Source organism: Gordonia sp. YY1, assembly GCF_009872315.1.
GTDB classification, from domain to species: Bacteria; Actinomycetota; Actinomycetes; order Mycobacteriales; family Mycobacteriaceae; genus Gordonia; species Gordonia amicalis.
The window spans coordinates 28,091-50,266 of record NZ_WXYI01000003.1; the positions used below are offsets into that span (position 1 = coordinate 28,091).

The window sequence follows — 22,176 nt, forward strand, 5'->3', positions numbered from 1 at the left end:
GCGGGTGAACTCAGGCCAGCGCTTCCTTGGTGACCGGCTCGCCGGTGCCGGCGGTGGTGCCTGCGGTCTCCGCGACCGGCAGGTCGGTGGTCTCGCCGACGACGATCGGGCGTCGTGCGTAAAACCACCAGGTGACCACCGCGGCCACCACATAGAAGGTGAGGAACACCCAGAATGCCTGCGTCGCCGACTGATTGGACTTGTAGCTGGACCGCAGCACCAGGTTGATGCCGACACCGCCGAGGCCGCCGGCCGCACCGGCGATGCCGATGAGCGCGCCGGACATGCTGCGCGACCAGGTGGACTTGCCGAAGGCGTTCAGACCCGACAGCGTCTGCGCCTTGTGCTCCCAGATCGTCGGGATGATCTTGTAGACCGAACCGTTGGCGATCCCGGAGATCAGGAACAGCAGGATGAAGCCGGTGATGAAGGCCGCGAGGACACCGCCGCTGATCACCTTCCCGTTGGCGTCGGCCGACATACCGGCGATCACGAGGATCGACGCCGACGCGGCCATCGCGATGAAGCAGTACAGCGTCACCTTGCCGCCGCCGATACGGTCGGCGAGCTTGCCGCCGTAGGGACGGGCCAGCGAGCCGAGAAGCGGTCCGATCCAGGCGATCTGCGCCGCCGCGAGGGCGGGCTTGGAGGCGCCGGCAGAGGTGAAGCTGATGTTGAGGACCTGGCTGAACGCGAAACCGAAACCGATGAACGAGCCGAAGGTGCCGATGTAGAGCAGGCAGATGAGCCAGGTGTCGCGGTAGCGGAGGCAGTCGATCATCGCCTTGCCGCTGGCGGTCTGATGGTCGAGGTTGTCCATGTAGATCGCCGCGCCGATGCCCGCGACCGCAAGTGCCACCAGGTAGATCGCGCAGACGATCTCGGGCTGGTCGGCGAAGAGCCAGATGACCAGCAGTCCGATGACCTGGACGACCGGGACGCCGATGTTGCCGCCGCCGGCGTTGAGGCCCAGCGCCCAGCCCTTGAGTCGCTGCGGGTAGAAGGCGTTGATGTTGGTCATCGAGGAGGCGAAGTTGCCGCCGCCGAAGCCGGTGATGGCCGCGACCGCGAGGAACCAGCCGAACCCGAACTCGCCCGGGTTCATCATCAGCATCATCGTCAGGCCCGTCGGGATGAGGAGCACGATGGCGGAGAAGATGGCCCAGTTGCGTCCACCGAACTTCGCGGTGGCCTGGGTGTAGGGAATGCGCAGGCACGAGCCGACGAGGGTCGCGGTCGCGGCGATGACGAACTTCTGATCCATGCTGATGCCGTACTCGGGACCCATGAACAGGGCCATCACCGAGAACAGCGACCAGATGGAGAAGCCGACGTGTTCGCAGATCACCGACCAGACGAGGTTGCGCTTGGCGATCGCGGCGTTGCCGTTCTCCCAGGCGACGCGATCCTCCGGGTCCCAGTCGGTGATCGTGTGGTCACGCTTGAGCTGTGTTCTGAGGTCTGCGAAGGCCATTCGTCCCCGTCTTCCGATGCTTGGTGGTCACTGCACGAGCAGTGCGGGCTGTCTTCTCGACACGACAGCGAACTGTCATATCGGACGCCGACACCTGTGTCGTGCGACTGAGACCAAGCATCCCGGGGGCGTGTTGCGCGGATTTTCCGCGAGGTGACCGGACCGTCACGTTGTTCTCACTTCACCCCAAGGACCCTGTGAGAACTCCGACAAACTCAGATCGGGGCTGTGAGCTGCGGTTATACGAGCAAACGTACCAGCTCGACGACCCGCTGCAACCCGGGCAGTGCGCCGGCGGTCGAGCGCGGGTGCAGCGCGTGGACGGCCAGACGGAACATCGTCGCCCGCAGCATCATCTGCGGCCACTCCGGCTGATCGGACCACCGCTGGATGAGTTCGGTGTCGGCGCCGCCCCAGGCGAGGGCGTCGACCACCGCGACAGCGGCCGCCCACGGAGCAGGTCGCCAGTACGGGACGATGTCGGTGATGCCGGGCGCCGCGGCACCGGCGAAGAGCACGGTGCCGAACAGGTCGCCGTGCACGACCTGGGACGGCAGGTCGACCGGCTTGCGAAGCTTCGCAAGGGTCCTCAGCATCTCGACGCTCTGCACCCCGTCGGGTGCGGTCGGCTCGGCCATGCCCGCGGCACGGGCCGAGCGCAACGGGACCTCCTCCCACGCGGCGCGGTCGGCGGCGGTGAAGACGTCGACGTCGGTGTGCGGCGGCGCGGGCGGCTGCAGCAGGAAGCGCGGACGTTCGAGGGTTGCGGTCGCCTCGTGCAGGCGGTCGGCGACGAGGACCACTTCGTCGTGGCGCGGCTCGGGTGTTCCGGCGATGTAGGTGTCGGCACGCCAACCCGAGACGACGTAGCGGCCGTCGGTGGCGCGGAACGGGCGTGCGATCCGCATGCCCTCGACGTAGAGCGTCTCGCGGACGGCGGCCGACCAGGCGGCGCGCGCGTGGTCGGGCACGAGCGACAGCACGACCTCACCGACGCGCCAGCCACCGATCCATGATTCGCCCATGGCGACGGGCGGATGGGAGGTGAGCCCGAACGTGTTCAACACGTGTTCGGGCGGCTCGACGGTATTCACCAGGCCAGATTACCGAGCGCAGGTGACCGATTCGAGAAGGCACGCGGTGGGAACGGCGGTCAGTAGACCGGCAACGTCTTGTCGACCTGGTTGGCCCAGGCGGTCACCCCGCCCTGCAGGTGCGTGGCGTCGGCGAAACCGGCCCGCTTGAGTGCGGCGAGTGCCTCGGCCGACCGGATGCCGGTCTTGCAGTAGAGGACCGTAGGGCGATCCTGCGGAACCTTCGCCAGGCCCTCGCCGGAGAGGATCTCGCCCTTCGGGATCAGGGTCGCGCCCTCGATCCGGACGATGTCCCACTCGACCGGTTCACGTACGTCGATGATCGCGAGCTTCTCCCCCGCGTCGATCCTCTGCTTGAGTTCGGCGGCGGTGAGCGTCGACCCGGCCGCGGCGTCGGAGGCCTCGCTGGAGACCACACCGCAGAAGTCGTCGTAGTCGATGAGGCCGGCGATGCGCTCGCCTTCCGGGTCCTTGCGGATCTTGATGGTCCGGTAGGTCATGTCGAGGGCGTCGTAGACCATGAGGCGGCCGAGCAGCGGCTCGCCGATGCCGCAGATGAGCTTGATGGCCTCGGTACCCATGATCGATCCGATCGAGGCGCACAGGATGCCGAGGACACCGCCCTCGGCGCACGACGGCACCATCCCGGGCGGCGGGGCCTGCGGGTAGAGGTCGCGGTAGTTGATGCCGCGACCGCCGGGGGCGTCTTCCCAGAACACCGACGCCTGACCCTCGAAACGGTAGATCGATCCCCAGACGTAGGGCTTGTGCGCGAGCACCGCGGCGTCGTTGACCAGGTAGCGGGTCGCGAAGTTGTCGGTGCCGTCGAGGATGAGGTCGTACTGCGAGAACAGCTCGATCGCGCCCTCGGGTTCGAGTCGCTGATCGTGGATGTTCACGGTGACGTAGGGATTGATCTCGAGGATCGAGTCCCGCGCGCTCTCGGCCTTCGGGCGCCCGATGTCGGACTGTCCGTGGATGACCTGGCGCTGCAGGTTGGACTCGTCGACGATGTCGAATTCCACGATGCCGATGGTGCCGATACCCGCCGCGGCGAGGTACAGCAGCGTCGGCGAACCGAGTCCGCCCGCGCCGATCACGAGCACCTTCGCGTTCTTCAGGCGCTTCTGCCCGTCCATCCCGACATCCGGGATGATCAGGTGGCGGCTGTAGCGGGCCACCTCTTCGTTGCTCAGTTCGGCTGCCGGCTCCACGAGCGGTGGCAGCGACCCGGTGAGCGACCCTTGCGACGACACGAACGCCTCCAGTATTCGGCGAGTACACGGACTCTTGGCACAACCACCGGAAGGGTCCGCTCATTCCCGGGGTCAGCGCTTGGGGAACGGCCAGGGATTCGGGCGGCAGACGAGCGAGCGGTTGGCCTTCATGTCCGGGTCGAGAGCCATGATCTCGGAGTTGTCGGTGCCGAAGGACTGCTGCATCATCACCGGCGCGAGCGCCCCGTCCTCGCGGCACGGCTCATGCGATGCGTAGCCGAGTCCGTGGCCGACCTCGTGGTTGACGAGGTACTGCCGGTAGGCGATGTCGTCACCCTGATAGGACAGCGCCCCGCGGACCCAGCGGGCCTCGTTGAGGGTCACGCGCTCCTGCGGCGGGTAGTAGCACGAGGTCTCCAGCCTGATCTGGTACCCGCACAGTTCGCGGGTCGTGCCGGTGGAGACCAGGGTGATGCGCAGGTCCGGTTCCCCGCGGTCGATGCGCCGGAAGCTCACGCGCCCGTCGCCGATCCAGCTGCGCGGATTGGCCAGCGTCATGTCGACCATCTTCGCGAAGGTCGGGTCGCCGCCGTAGTCCTGCGGGTTCAGGCCGTTCTCCACCTCGACGGTGTAGGTGTACTCCTGGCCTCCGGTGCCGACCTTCGGTCCCGCGCCGCGCAGCACCCGGAAGGTCTGGCGGCCCTGCGTGGTGAACGGTCCGCCCTGCGGAAGGGTGCCGGCCGGCAGCGCGGCGGCCTGGATGTCGCCGGTCGGCGCACCGATCGGGCGGGTCTCGGTGTTGATGTCGGTGTTGCGGGCAGCCGAGTCCGGGTTGACCGCGGCGGTCGGGGCCAGATCGGAACCGCGCCCGTCCTGGATGGTCACCACGATCAGCGCGATCGTGAGAACCGTGAGGACCGGGATGGCGTAGGCGCGCCAGCCGTACGTCGAGACGAAGCGGCCGAGCGACGACTGCTTCTTGTACTCGGGCTGTGCCTCGCGGTCGACGCGGGGACGGCCGCTGTCATCGGTCGGGTCCCAGCGCGCCCGAAGCGGCTGGTCCGGCTTGGGGCGTCCCGACGATCTCGGGCCGACATCCTTGGTGCGCACCGGTCCCTGATCAAGGCCGGTGCCACCATCCTCTGCGCGGCTCACGGGACAACTTTCTCACAGCGGACCGCAGATACTGCGCAGGAAGGTCTCCCGAGTACGATCTTCGCCATGTCGACCGCAACCAACGCGTCCTCGGTTCCCGGACGCAGTACGCGCCTGCCTCGCAGCGCACGGCGCATGCAGTTGCTCGATGCGGCCAGTGAGATCTTCGTCGAACGCGGCTACCACGCCGCGGGGATGGACGAGATCGCCGTGCACGCGGGAGTGAGCAAACCCGTCCTGTATCAGCATTTCCCGTCGAAGCTGGACCTCTACATCGCGGTCGTCGACTCGCATGCCGAGAAGCTGGTCAGCGACGTGAACACCGCCCTGCGCACCACCACCGACAACCGGAAGCGCGTCCGTGCCGCCGTCGAGGCCTTCTTCGACTTCATCGACCAGGACAACTCCGGCTACCGGCTGATCTTCTCCTCCGATGCCTCCGACCCCGCGGTCATCCGCCGCGTCGAAGGCGCCACCGAGGCCTGCGTGGACGCAGTGTACGGCCTGGTCATGCACGATTCCGGTCTCGATCCGTACCGCTCCCGCATGCTCGCCTCCGGGCTCGTCGGGGCCAGCCAGGTCAACGCGCGCTACTGGCTCGAGGCCAAGCGTCCCGTGGACAAGCAGACGGCCGTCGACACCACCGTCGCGTTGCTCTGGGGCGGTCTGTCCCACTTCCCGCGCCAGGCCGCACCGCAGACCGACGCGGAGACCCCGGCGGAGGACACCGACTCCGGTCAGTCCTGAACTCAGACGACAGACCCAGACCTACGACAAGGGTCCGGTGCGACCGTCGCGAGTGATCGCGAGGTGCGCACCGGACCCTTGTTCGTTGGTCTGCGTCCCGCCTCAGGAACCGAACCCGACGCGACGGTTCTCCGATGCCCCGACTTCGACGTAGGCGATCTTGGTGACCGGGATCAGGTAACGGGCGCCCTTCTCGTCCACCAGGGCCAGCAACTGCTGCTTGCCGCCGAGTGCCGCCTCGACCTCGGCATAGGCCTTGTCGCTGGTCAGCGACGTCGCGACGGTCAGCTCACGCGGGCTGTCGGTGATGCCGATCTTCACTTCCACGGCCATGTGCCGCCCTCCTCCGGTGTCAACAACGCTTGCCGCACAAGGCTAGTCCAGCGGTCACGGGACCGGACAGCCGCTCCGCTGACAGCGAAAAAGCAAGGGAACGAGCGGATTGGTCAGCCGAGACCGAGATCGGCCATGCGCTCGCCGTGTTTGGCCGCGACCGCGTCGAAGAAGTGGGCGACCCCCGACAGCGAGGAGCCCCCGGAGAACAGCAGATCGGTGACCTCCTCCTCGGCCGCGAGCACCCACTGCGCATGGGTGATGGCCTCGCCCAGCAGACGGCGCCCCCACAGGACCAGCGCGGACTTGATCGACGGATCGGCCTCGACGGCCGCCCGGACCTGCTCGCGGGCGAACGCCGAGTTGGCGGTCTCCGCCATCACCTCGGCCATCACGGTGCGCGAGTCGGGCGGGAGCATGTCGGACAGCTCGACGTAGAAATCGGAGGCCAGACCGTCACCGACGTAGGCCTTGACCAGCGCCTCGTACCAGGTCTTCGGGGTGGTGGCCCGGTGGTACTGGTCGAAGACCGACCGGTACCGTTCCACCGCCTCGGCGGCGGTGAGGCCCGTCATCGACTCGACCCGCTCGGCGAGGCGGTCGAAGTGGCCGACCTCGGAGGCGGCCATCCGCGCGATCGCGATCTTGCTGGGCACGTCGGGAGCCATCGCCGACTCCTCGATGAGCCGATGGAAGGCGGCGAACTCGCCGGCCAGCAGCACCGCGAACAGCTTCCCGACCACGCGGTCCTGGGTCTCGATCGCAGCTACCGGGGTGATGTCGGAGGGGTCGGGTACAGGCGCCATGAGGTGATGGTAGCGGCCTCTCCGGAAGCACCAAGTACACTCGACTTCGGTGCACTCCGACGGGACCCCCCGGCGCCTGCCCGCTGAGCTGCGTGATCATCGCGTGCTCGCCGGCGCGAGCGTGTGGATGCGGCCGATTGGATGTGACGACGCCCCCTCGCGATCTCCTCGCGGGATCGAGACAGCGAGTTCCTCGCCGGATCGAAGAGTCCGTCTCACGACACCTCGGTCGAATCCCCGGTGCCACCACGACATTTGCGCGCGCACTTTCGAGCTTTTTCCTCGTGCGCGCAGGAATCACACGCGCGCAAGAGACTGGCCAGAAAGGCAACACACGCATATGAGCGATTCGGCCGTGCAGACGACCATCGTCGACGAAACCCACACCGCCCCCACCTTCGCCGAACTCGGCGTGGACGAGCGCATCGTCTCGGCACTCGCCGACGACGGCAAGACCCAGACGTTCGCCATCCAGGAACTGACCCTCCCCCTCGCCATGGGCGGGGACGACCTCATCGGTCAGGCCCGTACCGGCATGGGCAAGACCTACGGCTTCGGCATCCCGCTGCTCCATCGCCTCGCCAACGCCGAGGCAACGGGTGTCCGCCCCCTCGACAACACCCCTCGCGCGCTGATCATCGTGCCCACCCGCGAACTCTGCGTGCAGGTCACCAGCGACCTCGAGATCGCCGCCCGCAAGACCGACGTCACCCTTGCCGACGGCACCAACCGCATGCTGAAGATCACCTCGATCTACGGCGGCCGCCCCTACGAGGCGCAGATCGCCGAACTGCAGTCCGGCGTCGACGTCGTTGTGGGCACCCCGGGCCGCCTCCTCGACCTCGCCCAGCAGGGACACCTCGTGCTCGGCAAGGTCTCGATCCTCGTCCTCGACGAGGCCGACGAGATGCTCGACCTCGGCTTCCTGCCGGACATCGAGCGGATCATGTCCGCGCTGCCGACGCCGCGTCAGACGATGCTCTTCTCGGCGACCATGCCCGGCCCGATCGTCACCCTGGCCCGCACCTTCCTGCATCGGCCGACGCACATCCGGGCCGAGAACGCCAACGACTCCGCCGTGCACGACCGCACGAAGCAGTACGCCTACCGTGCTCACGCGCTGGACAAGGCCGAACTCGTGGCCCGCATCCTGCAGGCCGACGGTCGCGGCGCGACGATGATCTTCACGCGTACCAAGCGCACCGCCCAGAAGGTCGCCGACGACCTCGCCGAGCGCGGATTCAAGGTGGGCGCCGTGCACGGCGACCTCGGTCAGATCGCCCGTGAGAAGGCCCTCGGCCGGTTCCGGAACGGCACCATCGACGTCCTCGTCGCCACCGACGTCGCCGCCCGCGGCATCGACATCGACGACGTGACCCATGTGATCAACTACCAGTGCCCCGAGGACGACAAGACATACGTCCACCGGATCGGCCGTACCGGCCGCGCGGGCCGCACCGGGATCGCGTTGACCCTCGTGGACTGGGACGAGCTGCACCGCTGGGAGCTCATCGACAAGGCCCTCGGACTCGGCATCCCCGAGCCGGTGGAGACCTACTCGACGTCGGAGAACCTGCGTGAGGATCTGTCGATCCCCGAGTCGGCCACCGGCCGCGTCGTGGCCGCCAAGCCCGCACGCGACCCGAACGAGACCCGCGAGACGCGTGAGGACCGGGAGCCGCGCAAGCGGTCGACCCGCACCCGTCGTCGTACCCGCGGCGGCCAGGGCTCCGAGAACGGCGACTCCGCGAAGACCGAGAACACCGCGGAGTCCGCCGACACGGCCGAGAGCGGCGAGTCGGCAAGCAGCGACATCCAGACCTCCGGTGAGGACAACGGCGACGGCGCCTCGAAGCCGCGTCGCCGTCGCCGCCGTCGCGGTGGCGCCAACCGCAAGCCCGCGGGCGAGGGTTCGGGCGCCGGCGACGCGACCCCGGTCTCCGCTCAGTCCGCAGCCGAGTAACCCACCACGAGTCCACGCGTGGCACGCGTCAAACCGGAGCGGCGCCGGCCGATCGATCTCGCGGTCACCGCGACCATCATCGTGCTCGTCGCCGTCGCCGGGCTGATCGCCTGGCTGGTGAGCCCGGTCCGCGGGACGACCAGCGTCCAGGCGCAGTCCACCCCGCCCGAGGTCGAACAGCCCGCGGCGGTTCCGGCCGCCTTCGTGCCGCGCTGGCAGGCCTCCTCCGATGCCACCGTCGCCCCGGCGATCGCCGATTCGGTGGTCGTGACCGGCGACGGTGGCACCGTCATCGGTCACGACCCGGCGTCCGGGGCCGAACTGTGGTCCTATCGCCGGGACCTCGACCTCTGCGTCGTCGACACCGCCTGGACCGCCAGCACCGACCTCGCGCTCGCGGTCTACCGCAACTCGCGGGGCTGCTCGGAGGTCACCGCTCTCGACGCGAAGACCGGTGCCCGCAAGGGCTCCCGGACCAGTGACGCCGACGACGAGCTCCGGCTGGTCAGCGACTACGGATACGTGGTCGCCCAGGGCTCCGGGCGACTGGAGACGTGGGGTTCGAACCTGGTCCGCGGCATCGAGTACGGCCGCGTGGAGGCACCCGTGCGCCCCGAGGACGAGGCCAAGCGCAAGGACTGCGTCATCTACTCCTCGGCCATCACCGGCGACCGCCTGTCCGTCGTCGAACGCTGTGCCGACGACCCGGGCTACCGGCTGACCGTGCTGGGCGCCCTCCTCGACGACGACGAACGCGTCGAGCAGTACGGTTCGACGCTGATCACCGGCGACGTCAGCGGACCTCCGCCGGTGGTGATCGCGATGTCGTCGACGGGTATCGCCGTCTACGACGGCGGTGCGAGTCCGGCCGAACCACCGGCGCTCGGCGGTGACAGCGGACCGTCGATCCGCCGCTTCGACTCCGAGGGCGTGGCCACCGGCTCGAACACCGTCGCCGGGGACGCCATTCCTCCGAAGGACAGCGTCCCGCTCGGGGGCGACGGCGTCGTCACCTACTGGACCGGCAAGGCCACCGTGGTGCTGGATGCGCAGAGCCTCAAACCGATCTACCAGGTACCGGCGACACTCGGCCCCGGTGAGGTGATGGCGGGGCAACTCCTGCTGCCGAGTGCGTCCGGGATCAGCGTGCGCGACGTGGCCGGTGGACGTGAGATCCGGTCGATCCCACTCACCCGCAGCACCGCACCGGACGGCGTGGTGAGCCTGCGGGTCATCGGCGAGATGGTCGTCGAACAGCGCGGCACGACGGTCGAGGCCTTCGGACCGGCCTGACGTCGTCCCCTCAGAAGTCGAGGGTCCGCACGTCCTCCCCCGCGTCCCAGTGCTTCCACAGGTTCTCCGCGAGTTCGCGATATGCGGTGGCGCCCTTGTTCTTTCGTCCCCGCATGACCGAGGCACCGGAGGCCGACGCCTCGGCGAAACGGACCGTGCGCGGGATCGGCGGGTTCAGCACCGGAAGGTCGTAGCGATCGGCGACGTCGGCGAGGACGTCGCGGCTGTGCGTGGTCCGCGCGTCGAACAGCGTCGCCACCGCACCCAGCATCGTGAGGTCGGGGTTGGTGATCTGCTGGACCTCGCGGACGGTGCGCAGCAACTGCCCGACACCACGGTGGGCGAGCGTCTCGCACTGCAGCGGGACGATCACCTCGTCGGCCGCGGTCAGACCGTTGAGCGTGAGCACGCCCAGCGACGGCGGGCAGTCGACGATGATGACGTCGAAGTCCTGCCCGACCTCGGCGAGTGCCCGCTTGAGTGCGTACTCACGTCCCGGCCGCATCAGCAGCAGCGCCTCGGCACCGGCCAGGTCGATGGTGGCGGGCAGCAGCGTCACCTTGTCCTCGGTGTCGAGGAGTACGTCGGCGATCTCCTCGTCGCCCAGCAGCACATCGTGCACCGAGGACTCCAGTTGATCGGGATCATGGCCGAGGGAGAAGGTGAGACAGCCCTGCGGGTCGAGGTCGACGACGAGGACCGACACGTCGAGGTCGGCAAGTGCGGCTCCGAGGGACTCGACCGTGGTGGTCTTGGCGACCCCACCCTTCTGATTGGCAATCGCAAGGATGCGCGTCATGTGCCCTACTGTACGGGCGCCCGCCCGGGCGTCGACATATAAGAGTCAGGGTTGCGGTAACAACTGGGTCAACTGATCGGGATGCCCGATCCCGCGACCGGTGAAGGGCTCAGTGGTCGGGCTCGAGATCCCCGGCGAGCCACCGCACGGCGGCCGGGCTGAACAGCATCACCAGCCCCGCGATCGCCGCGAGTGCCAACGGCACGCTGAACACCGGCCATCCGCTGGTGTACAGGTAGTACGCGACCGGAAGCAGCAGGATCTGGGCGACCATCGCGATCGATCGACCCCAGCGCCGACCCGCCAACAGGGCCACGCCGCCGACGAGGACGCCGCCACCGATGATCCCGAACCAGATGGCGGTGCCGTAGCCGCTGATGGCCGTCTCCTCGTGTCCGGCGAGTCCGCGGATCACCAGGATCACCGCCACCGCGACGCCGACCAGGCCTTCCACGGTGGTCACCGCGCCGGCCACCTTGATCTGGGTGGGCGTCACCGACGGATCGACGTCGATCTCAAGCCGGTCCTGCTCCGGGCGGTCCTTCTCCGTGCTCACGCGTCCAGGGTATTCGGCGCCGGTCGGGCGGTGGCCGCGCACCCCACGGGCCCCCTCCCGGCACCGGGACGCAGGGCGGATTGCGCGCTTGGGCCACCTACCCCATATCCTCGGGTGTCGTGCGCGTCATGCTCATCGTCAACCCCTTCGCCACCGCGACCAGTCCGGCCGGGCGCGATGCTCTCGTGCACACACTGAGCGCTCACTTCGACCTCGACGTCGAGCTGACCACCCACCGTGGGCATGCCTTCGACCTCGCCGCCCGTGCGGCCGCCGAGGAATTCGACACGGTCATCGTCCACGGCGGCGACGGCTCGGTGAACGAGGCCACCAACGGCCTCCTCGATCCCCCGGGGACGAGCGATCCCGCGCGGCGCCGGCCGAGTCTGGCCGTCATCCCGGGCGGCAGCGCGAACGTCTTCGCGCGCACCCTCGGCATCGACCCCGACCCGCTGCTCGCGACCCAGCAGATCATCTCGCTCCTCGACGCCGGGGAGAGCCGTCGAATCGGCCTCGGTCACACCGACGACCGCTGGTTCCTGTTCAACACCGGCATGGGCATGGACGCCGTCGTGGTGCACGCGATGGAGGACAAGCGGCATGCGGGCAAGGCCGCCACGCCCGCCCGGTATCTGTGGACCACCGTCAGCAGCTTCCTCAAGCAGGCCGGCAGCTCGGCGACGTTCGACGTCGAGATCCCCGGCCGCGACCGGATCGTCGGCGCCCGTTTCGGTTTCGTCTCCAACACCAGTCCGTGGACCTATCTCGGGCCGCGCGAGATCCGCACCAATCCGACCACCGGTTTCGACACCGGACTCGGCGTGTTCGTGGCGACGTCGACCGGGGTCCTGCGCAACCTGCCGCTCGCCACGCGGCTGCTGACCCAGGCAGATCCCAAGGCACACCACCTCTTTCGCGACGACGACGTCGACGAGGTCCGGTTCATCGCGGAGGCCCCGATCGACGTGCAGATGGACGGCGACTACATCGGTGCGTTCCGCGACATACGTTTTCGCCATCGGCGCGACGCCCTGACCGTCATCGCACCCGCCGCCACCGCATAGGGCGACGCGGCGATCGCGAACAACGCCGCCGGCCCCAGATGTACCGATCCCGCAGCCCATCCGGCGAAGGCGAGGATCGCGACCACCTCCTCCCCCACGCCCGCGATCGACGTGACCGTCGCCCGCGACGCGGAGTCCAGTCGGTCCTGCAGAGCGGCGTCGGCGACGACCAGCGCCCACCCGAAGATCCCGAACGCGACGGCCACGCCGACGACACCGGCCGGGTGACCCCACAGCGCGGCCACGATCAGCACCGATGCGCCGAGTCCCACCGCGGGGCCGATCGCAGCGGGATCCCGGACGCGCCGGGCCGCGAGGGAACCGCAGATGTCCCCGGCTGCGACCACGATCATGAGCAGTGCGACAGACTCCGGCGTCGCGACGCCCGACACCGTGCCGCTCAGGAAGGACTCGACCAGCAACGGCAGGTACTCGTCGAGCGCCGCGACCCAGGTCAGGACGACGACCAGGATCAGCAGCCGGCGTGCGGTCGGCTGGTTGCGCAGGTGGTGCAGCCCGCCGCGAAGGATCGCGAACCACCCGACCGGCGGTTCGTCGAGGTCGGCGGTGCCGGCATCCGGCGTCACGTCCGGTCCGGAGCGCCCTACTCCGATCCGGCCCGTCTCCGGTAGTCCTGCGGAGATCAACGCGCAGAGCACGCAGGCCGCGACACTTGCGGTACCGACGGCGGCGTATCCGCCCCACGCGAGGAGTGGCACCGCCAGGGCCGTGCCGCCGATGACCCCGACCGCGGCCGCCGCCCGCATCGCGCCCGAGAGCCGTGCGTAGTCCTGCGACCTGCCGAGATGCGCGAGCTCGTCGTAGACGAGCGCCTGGTTCGTGCCGGATCGCAGCGATCCGCCGATCGCCCACAGCACAAAGCCGGCGGCGAAGGAGAGGAAGGAGGGCGCGTAGGTCCAGAGCGCGAAGCCGGCGCCGGTGACCAGAGGTCCCGCGACCAGTAGGCGGCGTCGCGAGAATCGGTCGGCCAGGATCCCGGTCGGCACTTCGACGATCACCGTCGACAGCGACCAGATCGCGAACAGTGCGCTGATCTCGGCGGCCGTCAACCCGGCCCCGGGAACGGTGGCATCGGCGAACAGAATCACGTAGACCGGGTAGAGCGGTATCAGGTCCTCGAAGAGGGCGGCGCTCACAGCCGCGGCCGTTAATCGCCGTTGTGGACCCGGCCCGTCATGGCCGGATCGGCGTGGTGTGGATCAACATCGTCGACGCATGTGAGCAAGAATACGCGACACGTCACTCCACGTCACGGACTATTTCGGACCTTGGGAGGGGCGCGACCTGCGGAAACTCATCGACAGTCGTCGGCGAGTGCGCGTAGGCTACTACACGGACGGCGAACCCGCTGTCCGTACCCCCCGTGGGGGCGCCTTCGGCCGAAGTGGTAGGCGCGGGACGTGATGTTGCCCACGTGTTAACCGAGAACCATTGACTTCGGCCGGATTCGTGAAAGTATTCACAAGCAACAACGCGGAAACATTTGGTGCGGCCGCGTGAACTGAGAGTTACCAGCCAAACAATCAGCAAGCAATCAACTAATCGAGTGGTGCGCGGAAACGCGCCTGAAGGAGTAGTGGAATGGACTGGCGTCACAAGGCCATCTGTCGCGACGAGGATCCGGAGCTGTTCTTCCCCGTGGGAACCAGCGGTCCGGCCATCGCACAGGTCGCCGACGCGAAGCTCGTCTGTGCACGGTGCCCTGTCACCGCTGACTGCCTCTCGTGGGCCCTCGAGTCGGGCCAGGATGCAGGCGTCTGGGGCGGCATGAGCGAGGATGAGCGTCGCGCGCTGAAGCGGCGTACCGCGCGTACCCGCACCCGTAGCAGCGTCTAGGCTCATCCGAGCCGGCGTTCGCCCGGATTCGAAGAAACCCGGCCACGGCCGGGTTTTTTCGTGTCCGGCAACGGTTCTCACCCCACGGAAGAACTGCGTTCTCAGGAACGCAGCGGAATATGCACTCCGACTTCGGTTCCCAACCCTTCCGGGTTGGGCCGGACGTCGAGCTCGCCACCGAGTTCGATCGACACGAGCGTCTTCACGATCTGGAGTCCGAGGTGATCCGAGGTGGCCAGGTCGAAGTTCTCGGGCAGTCCGGAGCCGTTGTCGCGCACCGCGATACGGAGGTTGCGCACGTCGCGTTCGGCGATGACCGCGATCTCTGCGTCGGATCGGGGCGAACCGTCGAAACCGTGCTCGATCGCATTCTGGATCAGTTCGGTGAGCACCATCACCAACGGCATCGCCAGCTCGGCGGGGAGAACCCCTAGCCGGTCGCGGTGACGCACCGTCACCCGTGACTCGTTGGACGCCACGTCGACCAGGATCGGGACGAGACGGTCGACGACCTCGTCGAGATCGACTTCCTCGTCGACGCTGCCCGACAGCAGTTCGTGAACCAGAGCGATCGACGCGACGCGGCGCACGGCCTCGTTCAGCGCCTCCCGGGCATCGGTGTTGGAGGTTCGCCGGGCTTGCAGGCGCAGCAGCGCCGACACCGACTGCAGATTGTTCTTCACCCGGTGGTGGATCTCCCGGATGGTCGCGTCCTTGCTGATCAACGCGCGGTCGCGCCGCTTGACCTCGGTGACGTCGCGGATGAGCACCACGCTCCCCGACTCCTCACCCTTCGGGCGGAGCGGCACCGCCCGGATGAGGACCGTCGCGCGTCGGGCGTCGGCCTCCACCCGCATGCCGATGTCGCGGTACGGGCCGGTCGGCACCTCGGCCACCCCGGCCGCGATGTCGAGCATCATCGCGACATCGTCGGCCTCGAACGGCTCGGTGACGAGTTGCTTCACCACGTCGGAGAGCCGCGTGTGGTTGAGCTCGGCCGTCCAGCCCATGCGGTGGAACGCCGAGAGCGCGTTGGGGCTCGTGTAGGTGACCGTCCCGGTCCGGTCGAGCCGGATGAAACCGTCACCCGCGCGAGGCGTCGACAATCCCCGCGGATTGCCCTCCTCGTGCGGGAACGTGCCGTCGGCGACCATCTGGCACAGATCGTCCGCCGAGTCCTGGTAGGCGAGCTCCAGGGGCGACGGCAGCCGCGGATGGGTGAGGTCGACGGCGCGGGTCAGCACACCGATCACCGCACCGTCGAAGCCGACCGGGACCGCCTCCTGCCGCATCGCGGTGGCCCCGAACCACGTCGGGTCCTCGTCGCGGAGGACCTTGTCGGAATCGAAGGCGCGGAGCACCTGCGGGTGCACCGCGGTGTCGATGACCCGGCCCACCTCGTCCGTGGGAAAGACGGTCGACGCGGTGTTGGGCCGGCACTGCGCGACGGTGACCACGGCCCCCTCGTCGGTGCGCACCGACAGGAGGAAATCTGCGAAGGAGAGGTCGGCGAGCAACTGCCACTCGGCGACGAGTCGCTGCAGGTGCGCCGCAGCGGCGTCGGAGAGGGTGGTGTGCTCGGCGAGCAGGTCGGCAAGTGTCGACATGGGAAGGCTCCGGGTTCGCGGAGAGGGTGCGGCGCGGGCTATTCGAAGGTGGCGATGACGTCGCCGGCCTGGATGACGTCGCCCACCTTCACCTTGAGGTCGGCGATGGTGCCCGCTTCCTCTGCGAGAACGGGGATCTCCATCTTCATCGACTCGAGCAGCACCAGCGTGTCACCGACCTCGATCTGCTGTCCGGGTGCGACCAGGACCTCGAGGACACTCGCGACGATCTCTGCCACCACGTCTTCAGCCATGCACTCAAGTTAGCCCACGGGGTCACCGGCGACGACGGGTCGGGCCCGGTCTCGACCGGGCGATGGCCGACCGGGTTTTGGCACGTGGGAGAATGCCTGAGACACTGTGATGTCCCCATCCGCCGGCAAAAGGAGATGCGTCATGGGAAAGCGCGGACGCAAGAAGCGCGCTCGTAAGAAGAACGCTGCCAACCACGGCAAGCGTCCGAACGCCTGATCTTCGCCTCACGGCGGGGTTCGGCGAACGAGCACCAAGAAAAACGCCCGGGTACGGCCTTCATGGCCACCCGGGCTTTTTCATGCCGTCACCCCCGGGATTCGCCGGGGGTGACGGGCGATTCAGCGGTCGGTCTCGGCGATCTCTTGGATGATGACCGTCCGGCGGATCTCCACGCGCAGACGATCACGCAGCCCCTGAGGTGCCTGGTCGCCGCCGCACTTGCGGTTGACGAGCGCCTTCAGCTGCCGCTCGATGCCGTAGTGGGCGAGGCACGACGGGCAGGTGTCGAGGTGCCCCTGGAGCCGCATGCGGGCGTTCTCGTCGCATTCGTTGTCCAGCAGCAACCAGACGTCGGCGATGACGGCCGAGCAGTCGAGCTGGGTGACTTCCGGATCGATGTCGCTCATCGCGCCACCTCCGCACCCTTGGCCGTGGCAGATCTGTGGAAACCACGCTCCCGGGCGACGTCGGCCAGCAGCTCACGCAGCTGACGACGTCCTCGGTGAAGTCGGGACATGACGGTGCCGATGGGGGTGTCCATGATCTCGGCGATCTCCTTGTACGGCAGGCCTTCCACGTCGGCGTAGTACACGGCCATCCGGAAATCCTCCGGAAGCTCCTGCAGCGCGGCCTTGATCTCGTCGTCCGGAAGGGCGTCGAGGGCCTCGATCTCCGCCGAGCGCAGCCCCTGGGAGGTGTGTTCTGCGGTCGCCGCGAGCTGCCAGTCGGTGATCTCGTCGGTCGGGTACTGCGCGGGTTGGCGCTGTTTCTTGCGGTAGCCGTTGATGTAGGTGTTGGTCAGGATCCGGTAGAGCCACGCCTTGAGGTTGGTGCCCTCCCGGAACGACGCGAAAGCGGTGAACGCCTTGATGTAGGTCTCCTGGACCAGGTCCTCGGCATCGGCGGGATTGCGGGTCATCCGCAGGGCGGCACCGTACATCTGGTCGAGCAACGGCAATGCGTCGCGCTCGAACCGTTCGGTGAGCTCCTCGGGGGACTCGCTCGGGTCGGCGCGTCGGGGCGCACCCTTCTCGGCGGACACGTGCGCAGCGGTTCCGGTCGCGGTGGACTCCGTAACGGCTGCTTCGGTGTCGGCTGATTCGGCTTCGGCCACTACGATCCCTTCGATGAGAGGCGTCACTGGGACGTTGCCGGTCAAGCTTACCGACCCCGGCCCGGCCAGGAGGTGCGTCGCCTCCACGAGTACCGGTGGCTCGAGTACCGCCGTTGTGCTCATCTCGGTTCTACCTCCTCGCATGCGCTCGGCGATCTTCGTGTCGCAACCAGTCACAACAGGTCGGGCCGGGCGGTTTGTTCCCGACGTGACCGGCACCCCTTTTCGTCACGGTGAACAGAGCGCTGGTCGAATACGCTCTCCAGGTCAGACACCGACACGTCCCACCAGGAGGCACCCCGACCATGGCGGCAACACCCGCGATCGCGGCCCTCGAACGCGCGAAGATCGCGCACACCGTCCACCGCTATGACCACGACCCGCGGTCGGAGTCCTTCGGCACCGAAGCAGTGGACGAGCTCGCCGACACCCTCGGCATCGTCGGTGAACAGGTCTTCAAGACGCTCGTCGTCGAACTGTCCGGTGGTAGCCGCCCCGGTCTCGCCGTCGCCGTGGTCCCGGTTCCCCGCAAGCTGTCGGTGAAGGCGGCCGCCGCCGCGCTCGGGGCGTCGAAGGCCCAGATGGCCGAGGCCAAGGCCGTCACCCGCAGCACCGGCTACGTCCTCGGCGGCGTCTCCCCCGTCGGCCAGCGCACCGCTCTGCCGACGGTCGTCGATTCCTCGGCGCTCGAGTTCGACCGGATTCTCTGCAGCGCGGGCAGGCGTGGACTGGAGATCGCACTGGCACCCGCAGACCTCGTCGCGGTGACGAAAGCAGTGGTCGCCGACATCGCGGTGTGAGGGTTCCTCTTCCCGCGGGAACATCTACTACCGGAGGTCAGGCGTAGGGCAGCATGGTGGCCATGTGCGGACGCTATGCGGTGACCACCGATCCGGCGAAGCTCGCGGCGGAGATCGACGCGGTCAACGAGGTACCCGAGCCGGCGAAGGAACCGGCCGATCCCGATGCCCTCGACCTCGACACCCCCGCACCTCGCGCACTGGGCCCCAACTACAACGTCGCGCCCACGACCACGGTGATGACCGTGGTCAAACGGCATTCGCCGGAGGATCCCGACGACGATCCGCTGCTGCGCATCCGCGCCATGCGCTGGGGGCTCGTGCCGCCGTGGAGCAAAGAGGTCGGCAAGGGGCCACTGTTGTTCAACGCCCGTGCCGAGACCGCCGCGGAGAAGAGTTCGTTCCGCGCGTCGGTGAAGTCCAAGCGGTGCCTGGTGCCGATGGACGGCTGGTACGAGTGGAAGAAAGGCCCGCTCGACAGCAGGGGCAAGCCCACCAAGATCCCGTTTTACATGTCCCCGCGGGACGGCACCCGGTTGTTCATGGCCGGGTTGTGGTCGGTGTGGCATGACAAGCACTCCGATCACGCCCCGCCGCTGCTGAGCTGCTCGATCCTGACCACCGATGCGGTCGGCAAACTGCGCGACGTCCACGACCGGATGCCGCTGATCATGCCGTACGACAACTGGGATGCCTGGCTCGATCCGGATCACCGGGCACCGGACGACCTGTTCGCGCCGCCGGCCGAATCGCTCGCCGAGGCGATCGACATCCGCGGGGTCGCGCCGCTGGTCAACCGCGTCGCCAACAACGGGCCGGAGCTGCTCAACCCGCTCTGACTCAGAGGTCGGCGACGAGAACCGCTGCCCCGTCGAACCGTCCGGCGGCCAGGTCGGCGAGCGCGCGGTCGGCCTGTGACATCGGGTACTCGTGCGTCGTCGCCCGGACGCCGTGCCGGGCGGCCAGCGTCAGGAACTCGGCGCCGTCGGCGCGGGTGTTGGCGGTGACCGAGCGGATCTCCTTCTCGTAGAACAGTTCCCGCTCGTAGTTGAGCGGCGGTACGTCGGTGAGGTGGATGCCGGCGATCGACAGGACGCCGCCGCGATCGAGCGCGCGCATCGCCACCGGCACCAGCTCGCCGACCGGGGCGAAGGTGATCGCGGCGTCGAGCGACACCGGCGGCACATCGGTGGCATCGCCGACCGACGCCGCACCGAGGTCGGCGGCCAGGCGTCGGGACTGCTCGCCACGTGTGAGGACGTGCACCTCGATCCCGAGGGCGATCGCCAGTTGTGCGCACAGGTGCGCACTCCCGCCGAAACCGTAGAGCCCCAGTCGCTTCGGACGATCGGAGTCGGCTCCGAGGTCGTCGAGCAGGCCGGTCCGCCGTAGCGCGCGATAGCCGATGATCCCGGCGCACAACAGCGGCGCGATCGAGACGTCGTCGATGCCGGACGGCAGCGGATAGGCGAAGCCCGCGGGCACGGTCACCAGCTCGGCATAGCCGCCGTCGACGTCCCACCCGGTGTACACCGATGCCGCACAAAGGTTCTCGGCACCGCGGACACAGCGATCACAGGTCCCGTCGGTGCTGTGCAGCCAGGCGACGCCGACGCGGTCACCGAGGGAGAAGCCGGCGGCGTCCGGACCGAGTTCGACGACCTCCCCGACGACCTCGTGCCCGGGCGTCACGTCTGCGTGGCGGACCGGCAGATCGCCCTCGGCGACGTGGAGGTCCGTACGGCAGACACCGCAGGCACGAACCCGGACCAGCAGTTCGCCGGCCCCGGGCCGCGGGTCCGGTTTGTCGACGAGCCGGAGTGGTCGGATGTCGATCGGCCCCGGCTCGGTCACCGCCCAAGCGCGCATGTACTTCAGGCTAAACCCGCCCGCACGGTGCGGCACGGAGTTGCGAATGACCGGTCTCACACCGAACGGGGTACACCTTCCCGACACAGTGTCGGTATCGTTGCCGACATGGTGTCGGTAAACATGCGAGGGCAGTGACGTGTTCCTTGCCCTTCGAGAACTCTCATTCGCACGCGGACGCTTCGCCCTGATGGGGTCGGTGGTCGCGCTGATCGCCATCCTGATGGTCCTGCTGAGCGGCCTGTCGGTGGGTCTGGTCAACGACGGTGTCTCCGGTTTGAAGAAACTGCCGGTGACCTCCTTCGCCTTCCAGAAGGACATCGCCACCGACTCCGCCTTCTCCCGGTCCCTGGTGCCGACGTCGGCGGTCGGCACATGGGCCGAGCAGCCGGGCGTCGAGGACGCCGCACCCTTCGGCAACACTCTGATCAACGGACGTACCAACACCGGCGTCGACATCGACCTCGCCCTCTTCGGCGTGGAACCGGGCAGCTTCGTCAGCCCCGCCGCCTCCGAGGGCAAGTCGCTGTCGAACACCCCCGGTGAGCTCGTCATCAGCGAGACCGCCGCCGAGGACGGACTCTCGATCGGTGACACGGTCACCGTCGAGCCGCTCGGCACACAGCTGCGGGTCGTCGGAATCCTCGACGGCCAGAGCACCTTCGGACACGTCGACGTCGCGTTCGTGCCGCTGAAGACGTGGCAGGAGATCCGCGCCGGCGCTCGTCCCGGCGAGCCGGTGCCGCCGCGCGTCTACGACGACATCACCGCCGTCGCGGTGAAGACCGACAGCTCGGCCGATCTGGCCGCCGGCGACGCCGCCGCCGACACCACCTCGCTGACTCTCGACGAATCCTTCGGCGCTTCACCGGGTTACACCGCCGAGACCTCGACCCTCACGCTGATCCAGGCCTTCCTCTACGCGATCTCGGCCTTGGTCGTCGGCGCGTTCTTCACGGTCTGGACGATCCAGCGCAGGCAGGAGATCGCCGTGATGCGCGCGATGGGCGCCTCGACCGGTTACCTTCTGCGCGACTCGCTGATGCAGTCGTTCATCCTGCTGCTCGTCTCTGCCGGCATCGGCATCGGGATCGGCGTCGGCCTCGGTGCCGCCATCGGTTCCACCCCGATGCCCTTCGCCCTGGAGACCGGTTCGGTCGCCGCGGCCGGCGGGCTGCTGATCCTGTTCGGCATGATCGGCGCCGCCGTCGCGGTGCTCCGCATCACCCGGGTCGACCCCCTGACCGCCTTGGGAGGCAACCGATGACCGCGCTCGCACTCAACGACGTCAGTCTCGTCCACGGTGACGGGGAAGACGTGGTCACCGCACTCGACGCGGTGACCCTCGAGGTCGCCGCAGGCGAGTTCGTCGCCGTCGTCGGCCCGTCCGGTTCCGGCAAGTCCAGCCTGCTCGCGGTCGCGGGCGGTCTCATCACCCCGACGTCGGGGACGGTCACCGTCGGCGACGCCGACCTGGGAACCGCGCCGAAGCGCGAGCTGACCCGGATCCGTCGCGAACACATCGGATTCGTGTTCCAGAGCGGCAACCTGCTCGACGCGCTGACCGTCGAGGACCAGCTGCGTCTGCCACTCACGTTCGGTCGCGTCGCCGAGGCCCGCTCACCGGCCGAACTGCTCGCCGGTGTCGGTATGTCGCACAAGGCGAAGCGCCGCCCCCATCAGTTGTCGGGCGGTGAGCGGCAGCGCGTCGGCATCGCGCGAGCGCTGATGACCCGGCCGGATGTCCTCCTCGTCGACGAGCCCACCGCGGCCCTCGACCGGCGGCGCAGTCACGAGATCGTCGAACTGCTCGCTCGCGAGGCCCACGAACACGGCGTCGCGACGGTCATGGTGACCCATGACCAGGACGTTCTCCTACACTGTGACAAGGTGTACGAGATGGTCGACGGACATCTGAACGAAGGGTCTGCGGCGTCCGCATGAGCTGAGGAGG

The 22,176-nt window shown here is 68.3% G+C and carries 24 protein-coding genes; 10 read left to right on the top strand and 14 right to left on the bottom strand.

Annotated elements, in window-relative coordinates; genetic code table 11:
* Positions 1 to 10: 10 nt before the first annotated feature.
* From BPODLACK_RS05500 to BPODLACK_RS05515, 4 genes are all read right to left on the bottom strand, one after another.
* Positions 11 to 1,474 carry a nitrate/nitrite transporter gene (locus BPODLACK_RS05500; RefSeq protein ID WP_006360084.1) on the bottom strand — a complete coding sequence of 488 codons (1,464 nt, stop codon included), beginning with the start codon at positions 1,472 to 1,474 and terminating at the stop codon, positions 11 to 13.
* A gap of 239 nt (positions 1,475 to 1,713) precedes the next feature.
* Positions 1,714 to 2,568, bottom strand: a complete 855-nt coding sequence (locus BPODLACK_RS05505) for a TIGR02569 family protein (RefSeq protein ID WP_006360085.1) — start codon at positions 2,566 to 2,568, stop codon at positions 1,714 to 1,716.
* Positions 2,569 to 2,627: 59 nt separating this feature from the next.
* Positions 2,628 to 3,824: an adenylyltransferase/sulfurtransferase MoeZ gene (gene moeZ, locus BPODLACK_RS05510; RefSeq protein ID WP_006360086.1), complete on the bottom strand. Its 1,197-nt coding sequence runs from the start codon at positions 3,822 to 3,824 to the stop codon at positions 2,628 to 2,630.
* 72 nt (positions 3,825 to 3,896) lie between these two features.
* Positions 3,897 to 4,940, bottom strand: coding sequence for a DUF3152 domain-containing protein (locus BPODLACK_RS05515; RefSeq protein ID WP_035755133.1), 1,044 nt, complete (start codon positions 4,938 to 4,940; stop codon positions 3,897 to 3,899).
* Positions 4,941 to 5,006: 66 nt separating this feature from the next.
* Between BPODLACK_RS05515 and BPODLACK_RS05520 the strand changes: the two genes are divergently transcribed.
* On the top strand, positions 5,007 to 5,687 hold the full coding sequence (locus BPODLACK_RS05520; RefSeq protein WP_040004314.1) for a TetR/AcrR family transcriptional regulator: 681 nt from the start codon (positions 5,007 to 5,009) through the stop codon (positions 5,685 to 5,687).
* Between the two features lie 102 nt (positions 5,688 to 5,789).
* Here BPODLACK_RS05520 and BPODLACK_RS05525 read toward each other — a convergent pair whose 3' ends face one another.
* On the bottom strand, positions 5,790 to 6,020 hold the full coding sequence (locus tag BPODLACK_RS05525; RefSeq protein ID WP_006360089.1) for a DUF3107 domain-containing protein: 231 nt from the start codon (positions 6,018 to 6,020) through the stop codon (positions 5,790 to 5,792).
* Between the two features lie 113 nt (positions 6,021 to 6,133).
* On the bottom strand, positions 6,134 to 6,826 hold the full coding sequence (locus BPODLACK_RS05530) for a ferritin-like fold-containing protein (protein WP_042377340.1): 693 nt from the start codon (positions 6,824 to 6,826) through the stop codon (positions 6,134 to 6,136).
* Between the two features lie 340 nt (positions 6,827 to 7,166).
* On the opposite strand from BPODLACK_RS05530, the gene BPODLACK_RS05535 reads away from it, so the two are divergent.
* Positions 7,167 to 8,789 (top strand): DEAD/DEAH box helicase, encoded by a 1,623-nt coding sequence (locus BPODLACK_RS05535; RefSeq protein WP_159404877.1) that lies wholly within the window; start codon positions 7,167 to 7,169, stop codon positions 8,787 to 8,789.
* Positions 8,790 to 8,807: 18 nt separating this feature from the next.
* A complete protein-coding gene (locus tag BPODLACK_RS05540) occupies positions 8,808 to 10,082 on the top strand; it encodes an Rv3212 family protein (protein ID WP_159404878.1) in 1,275 nt (424 codons plus the stop codon).
* A 10-nt stretch (positions 10,083 to 10,092) separates the two neighbouring features.
* Here BPODLACK_RS05540 and BPODLACK_RS05545 read toward each other — a convergent pair whose 3' ends face one another.
* Positions 10,093 to 10,881 (bottom strand): ParA family protein, encoded by a 789-nt coding sequence (locus BPODLACK_RS05545; protein WP_006360093.1) that lies wholly within the window; start codon positions 10,879 to 10,881, stop codon positions 10,093 to 10,095.
* 109 nt (positions 10,882 to 10,990) lie between these two features.
* Positions 10,991 to 11,437, bottom strand: coding sequence for a hypothetical protein (locus BPODLACK_RS05550; protein WP_035755124.1), 447 nt, complete (start codon positions 11,435 to 11,437; stop codon positions 10,991 to 10,993).
* Positions 11,438 to 11,565: 128 nt separating this feature from the next.
* Here BPODLACK_RS05550 and BPODLACK_RS05555 point away from each other — a divergent pair, with 128 nt between their 5' ends.
* Entirely contained in the window at positions 11,566 to 12,501 is a 936-nt protein-coding gene (locus BPODLACK_RS05555; RefSeq protein WP_187346535.1) for a diacylglycerol/lipid kinase family protein, read from the top strand.
* Here BPODLACK_RS05555 and BPODLACK_RS05560 read toward each other — a convergent pair.
* Complete coding sequence (locus tag BPODLACK_RS05560) at positions 12,420 to 13,658, bottom strand: MFS transporter (RefSeq protein WP_006360096.1); 1,239 nt, start codon at positions 13,656 to 13,658, stop codon at positions 12,420 to 12,422. The two genes, BPODLACK_RS05555 and BPODLACK_RS05560, sit on opposite strands and share 82 nt — an antisense overlap.
* Before the next feature lie 445 nt (positions 13,659 to 14,103).
* Between BPODLACK_RS05560 and BPODLACK_RS05565 the strand changes: the two genes are divergently transcribed.
* Positions 14,104 to 14,358: a WhiB family transcriptional regulator gene (locus BPODLACK_RS05565; protein ID WP_004023450.1), complete on the top strand. Its 255-nt coding sequence runs from the start codon at positions 14,104 to 14,106 to the stop codon at positions 14,356 to 14,358.
* A 101-nt stretch (positions 14,359 to 14,459) separates the two neighbouring features.
* Here the strand turns inward: BPODLACK_RS05565 and BPODLACK_RS05570 are convergent, their stop codons facing one another.
* Positions 14,460 to 15,965: a sensor histidine kinase gene (locus BPODLACK_RS05570; protein ID WP_035755120.1), complete on the bottom strand. Its 1,506-nt coding sequence runs from the start codon at positions 15,963 to 15,965 to the stop codon at positions 14,460 to 14,462.
* Positions 15,966 to 16,003: 38 nt separating this feature from the next.
* On the bottom strand, positions 16,004 to 16,219 hold the full coding sequence (locus BPODLACK_RS05575) for a biotin/lipoyl-binding carrier protein (RefSeq protein WP_035755118.1): 216 nt from the start codon (positions 16,217 to 16,219) through the stop codon (positions 16,004 to 16,006).
* Positions 16,220 to 16,361: 142 nt separating this feature from the next.
* Here BPODLACK_RS05575 and BPODLACK_RS23885 point away from each other — a divergent pair, with 142 nt between their 5' ends.
* On the top strand, positions 16,362 to 16,436 hold the full coding sequence (locus BPODLACK_RS23885) for a 50S ribosomal protein bL37 (RefSeq protein WP_369758845.1): 75 nt from the start codon (positions 16,362 to 16,364) through the stop codon (positions 16,434 to 16,436).
* Between the two features lie 122 nt (positions 16,437 to 16,558).
* On the opposite strand, the gene rsrA is transcribed toward BPODLACK_RS23885, so the two are convergent.
* Both rsrA and BPODLACK_RS05585 read right to left on the bottom strand, forming a co-directional pair.
* Positions 16,559 to 16,846 carry a mycothiol system anti-sigma-R factor gene (gene rsrA / locus BPODLACK_RS05580; RefSeq protein WP_035755116.1) on the bottom strand — a complete coding sequence of 96 codons (288 nt, stop codon included), beginning with the start codon at positions 16,844 to 16,846 and terminating at the stop codon, positions 16,559 to 16,561.
* A complete protein-coding gene (locus tag BPODLACK_RS05585; RefSeq protein WP_006360100.1) occupies positions 16,843 to 17,676 on the bottom strand; it encodes a sigma-70 family RNA polymerase sigma factor in 834 nt (277 codons plus the stop codon). The genes rsrA and BPODLACK_RS05585 overlap by 4 nt, the downstream gene beginning before the upstream one ends.
* 182 nt (positions 17,677 to 17,858) lie before the next feature.
* Here BPODLACK_RS05585 and ybaK point away from each other — a divergent pair, with 182 nt between their 5' ends.
* Together ybaK and BPODLACK_RS05595 are read left to right on the top strand one after the other, a co-directional pair.
* The gene (gene ybaK / locus BPODLACK_RS05590; RefSeq protein WP_006360101.1) at positions 17,859 to 18,353 is read left to right on the top strand and encodes a Cys-tRNA(Pro) deacylase; all 495 of its coding nucleotides are present in this window, start codon (positions 17,859 to 17,861) and stop codon (positions 18,351 to 18,353) included.
* A gap of 62 nt (positions 18,354 to 18,415) precedes the next feature.
* Positions 18,416 to 19,192: an SOS response-associated peptidase gene (locus BPODLACK_RS05595; protein ID WP_035755199.1), complete on the top strand. Its 777-nt coding sequence runs from the start codon at positions 18,416 to 18,418 to the stop codon at positions 19,190 to 19,192.
* A 1-nt stretch (position 19,193) separates the two neighbouring features.
* On the opposite strand, the gene BPODLACK_RS05600 is transcribed toward BPODLACK_RS05595, so the two are convergent.
* Complete coding sequence (locus tag BPODLACK_RS05600; RefSeq protein ID WP_035755113.1) at positions 19,194 to 20,222, bottom strand: zinc-binding alcohol dehydrogenase family protein; 1,029 nt, start codon at positions 20,220 to 20,222, stop codon at positions 19,194 to 19,196.
* Between the two features lie 139 nt (positions 20,223 to 20,361).
* Here BPODLACK_RS05600 and BPODLACK_RS05605 point away from each other — a divergent pair, with 139 nt between their 5' ends.
* Both BPODLACK_RS05605 and BPODLACK_RS05610 read left to right on the top strand, forming a co-directional pair.
* Positions 20,362 to 21,489, top strand: coding sequence for an ABC transporter permease (locus BPODLACK_RS05605; RefSeq protein ID WP_035755111.1), 1,128 nt, complete (start codon positions 20,362 to 20,364; stop codon positions 21,487 to 21,489).
* Complete coding sequence (locus tag BPODLACK_RS05610; RefSeq protein WP_035755109.1) at positions 21,486 to 22,166, top strand: ABC transporter ATP-binding protein; 681 nt, start codon at positions 21,486 to 21,488, stop codon at positions 22,164 to 22,166. The genes BPODLACK_RS05605 and BPODLACK_RS05610 overlap by 4 nt, the downstream gene beginning before the upstream one ends.
* Positions 22,167 to 22,176 lie beyond the last annotated feature (10 nt).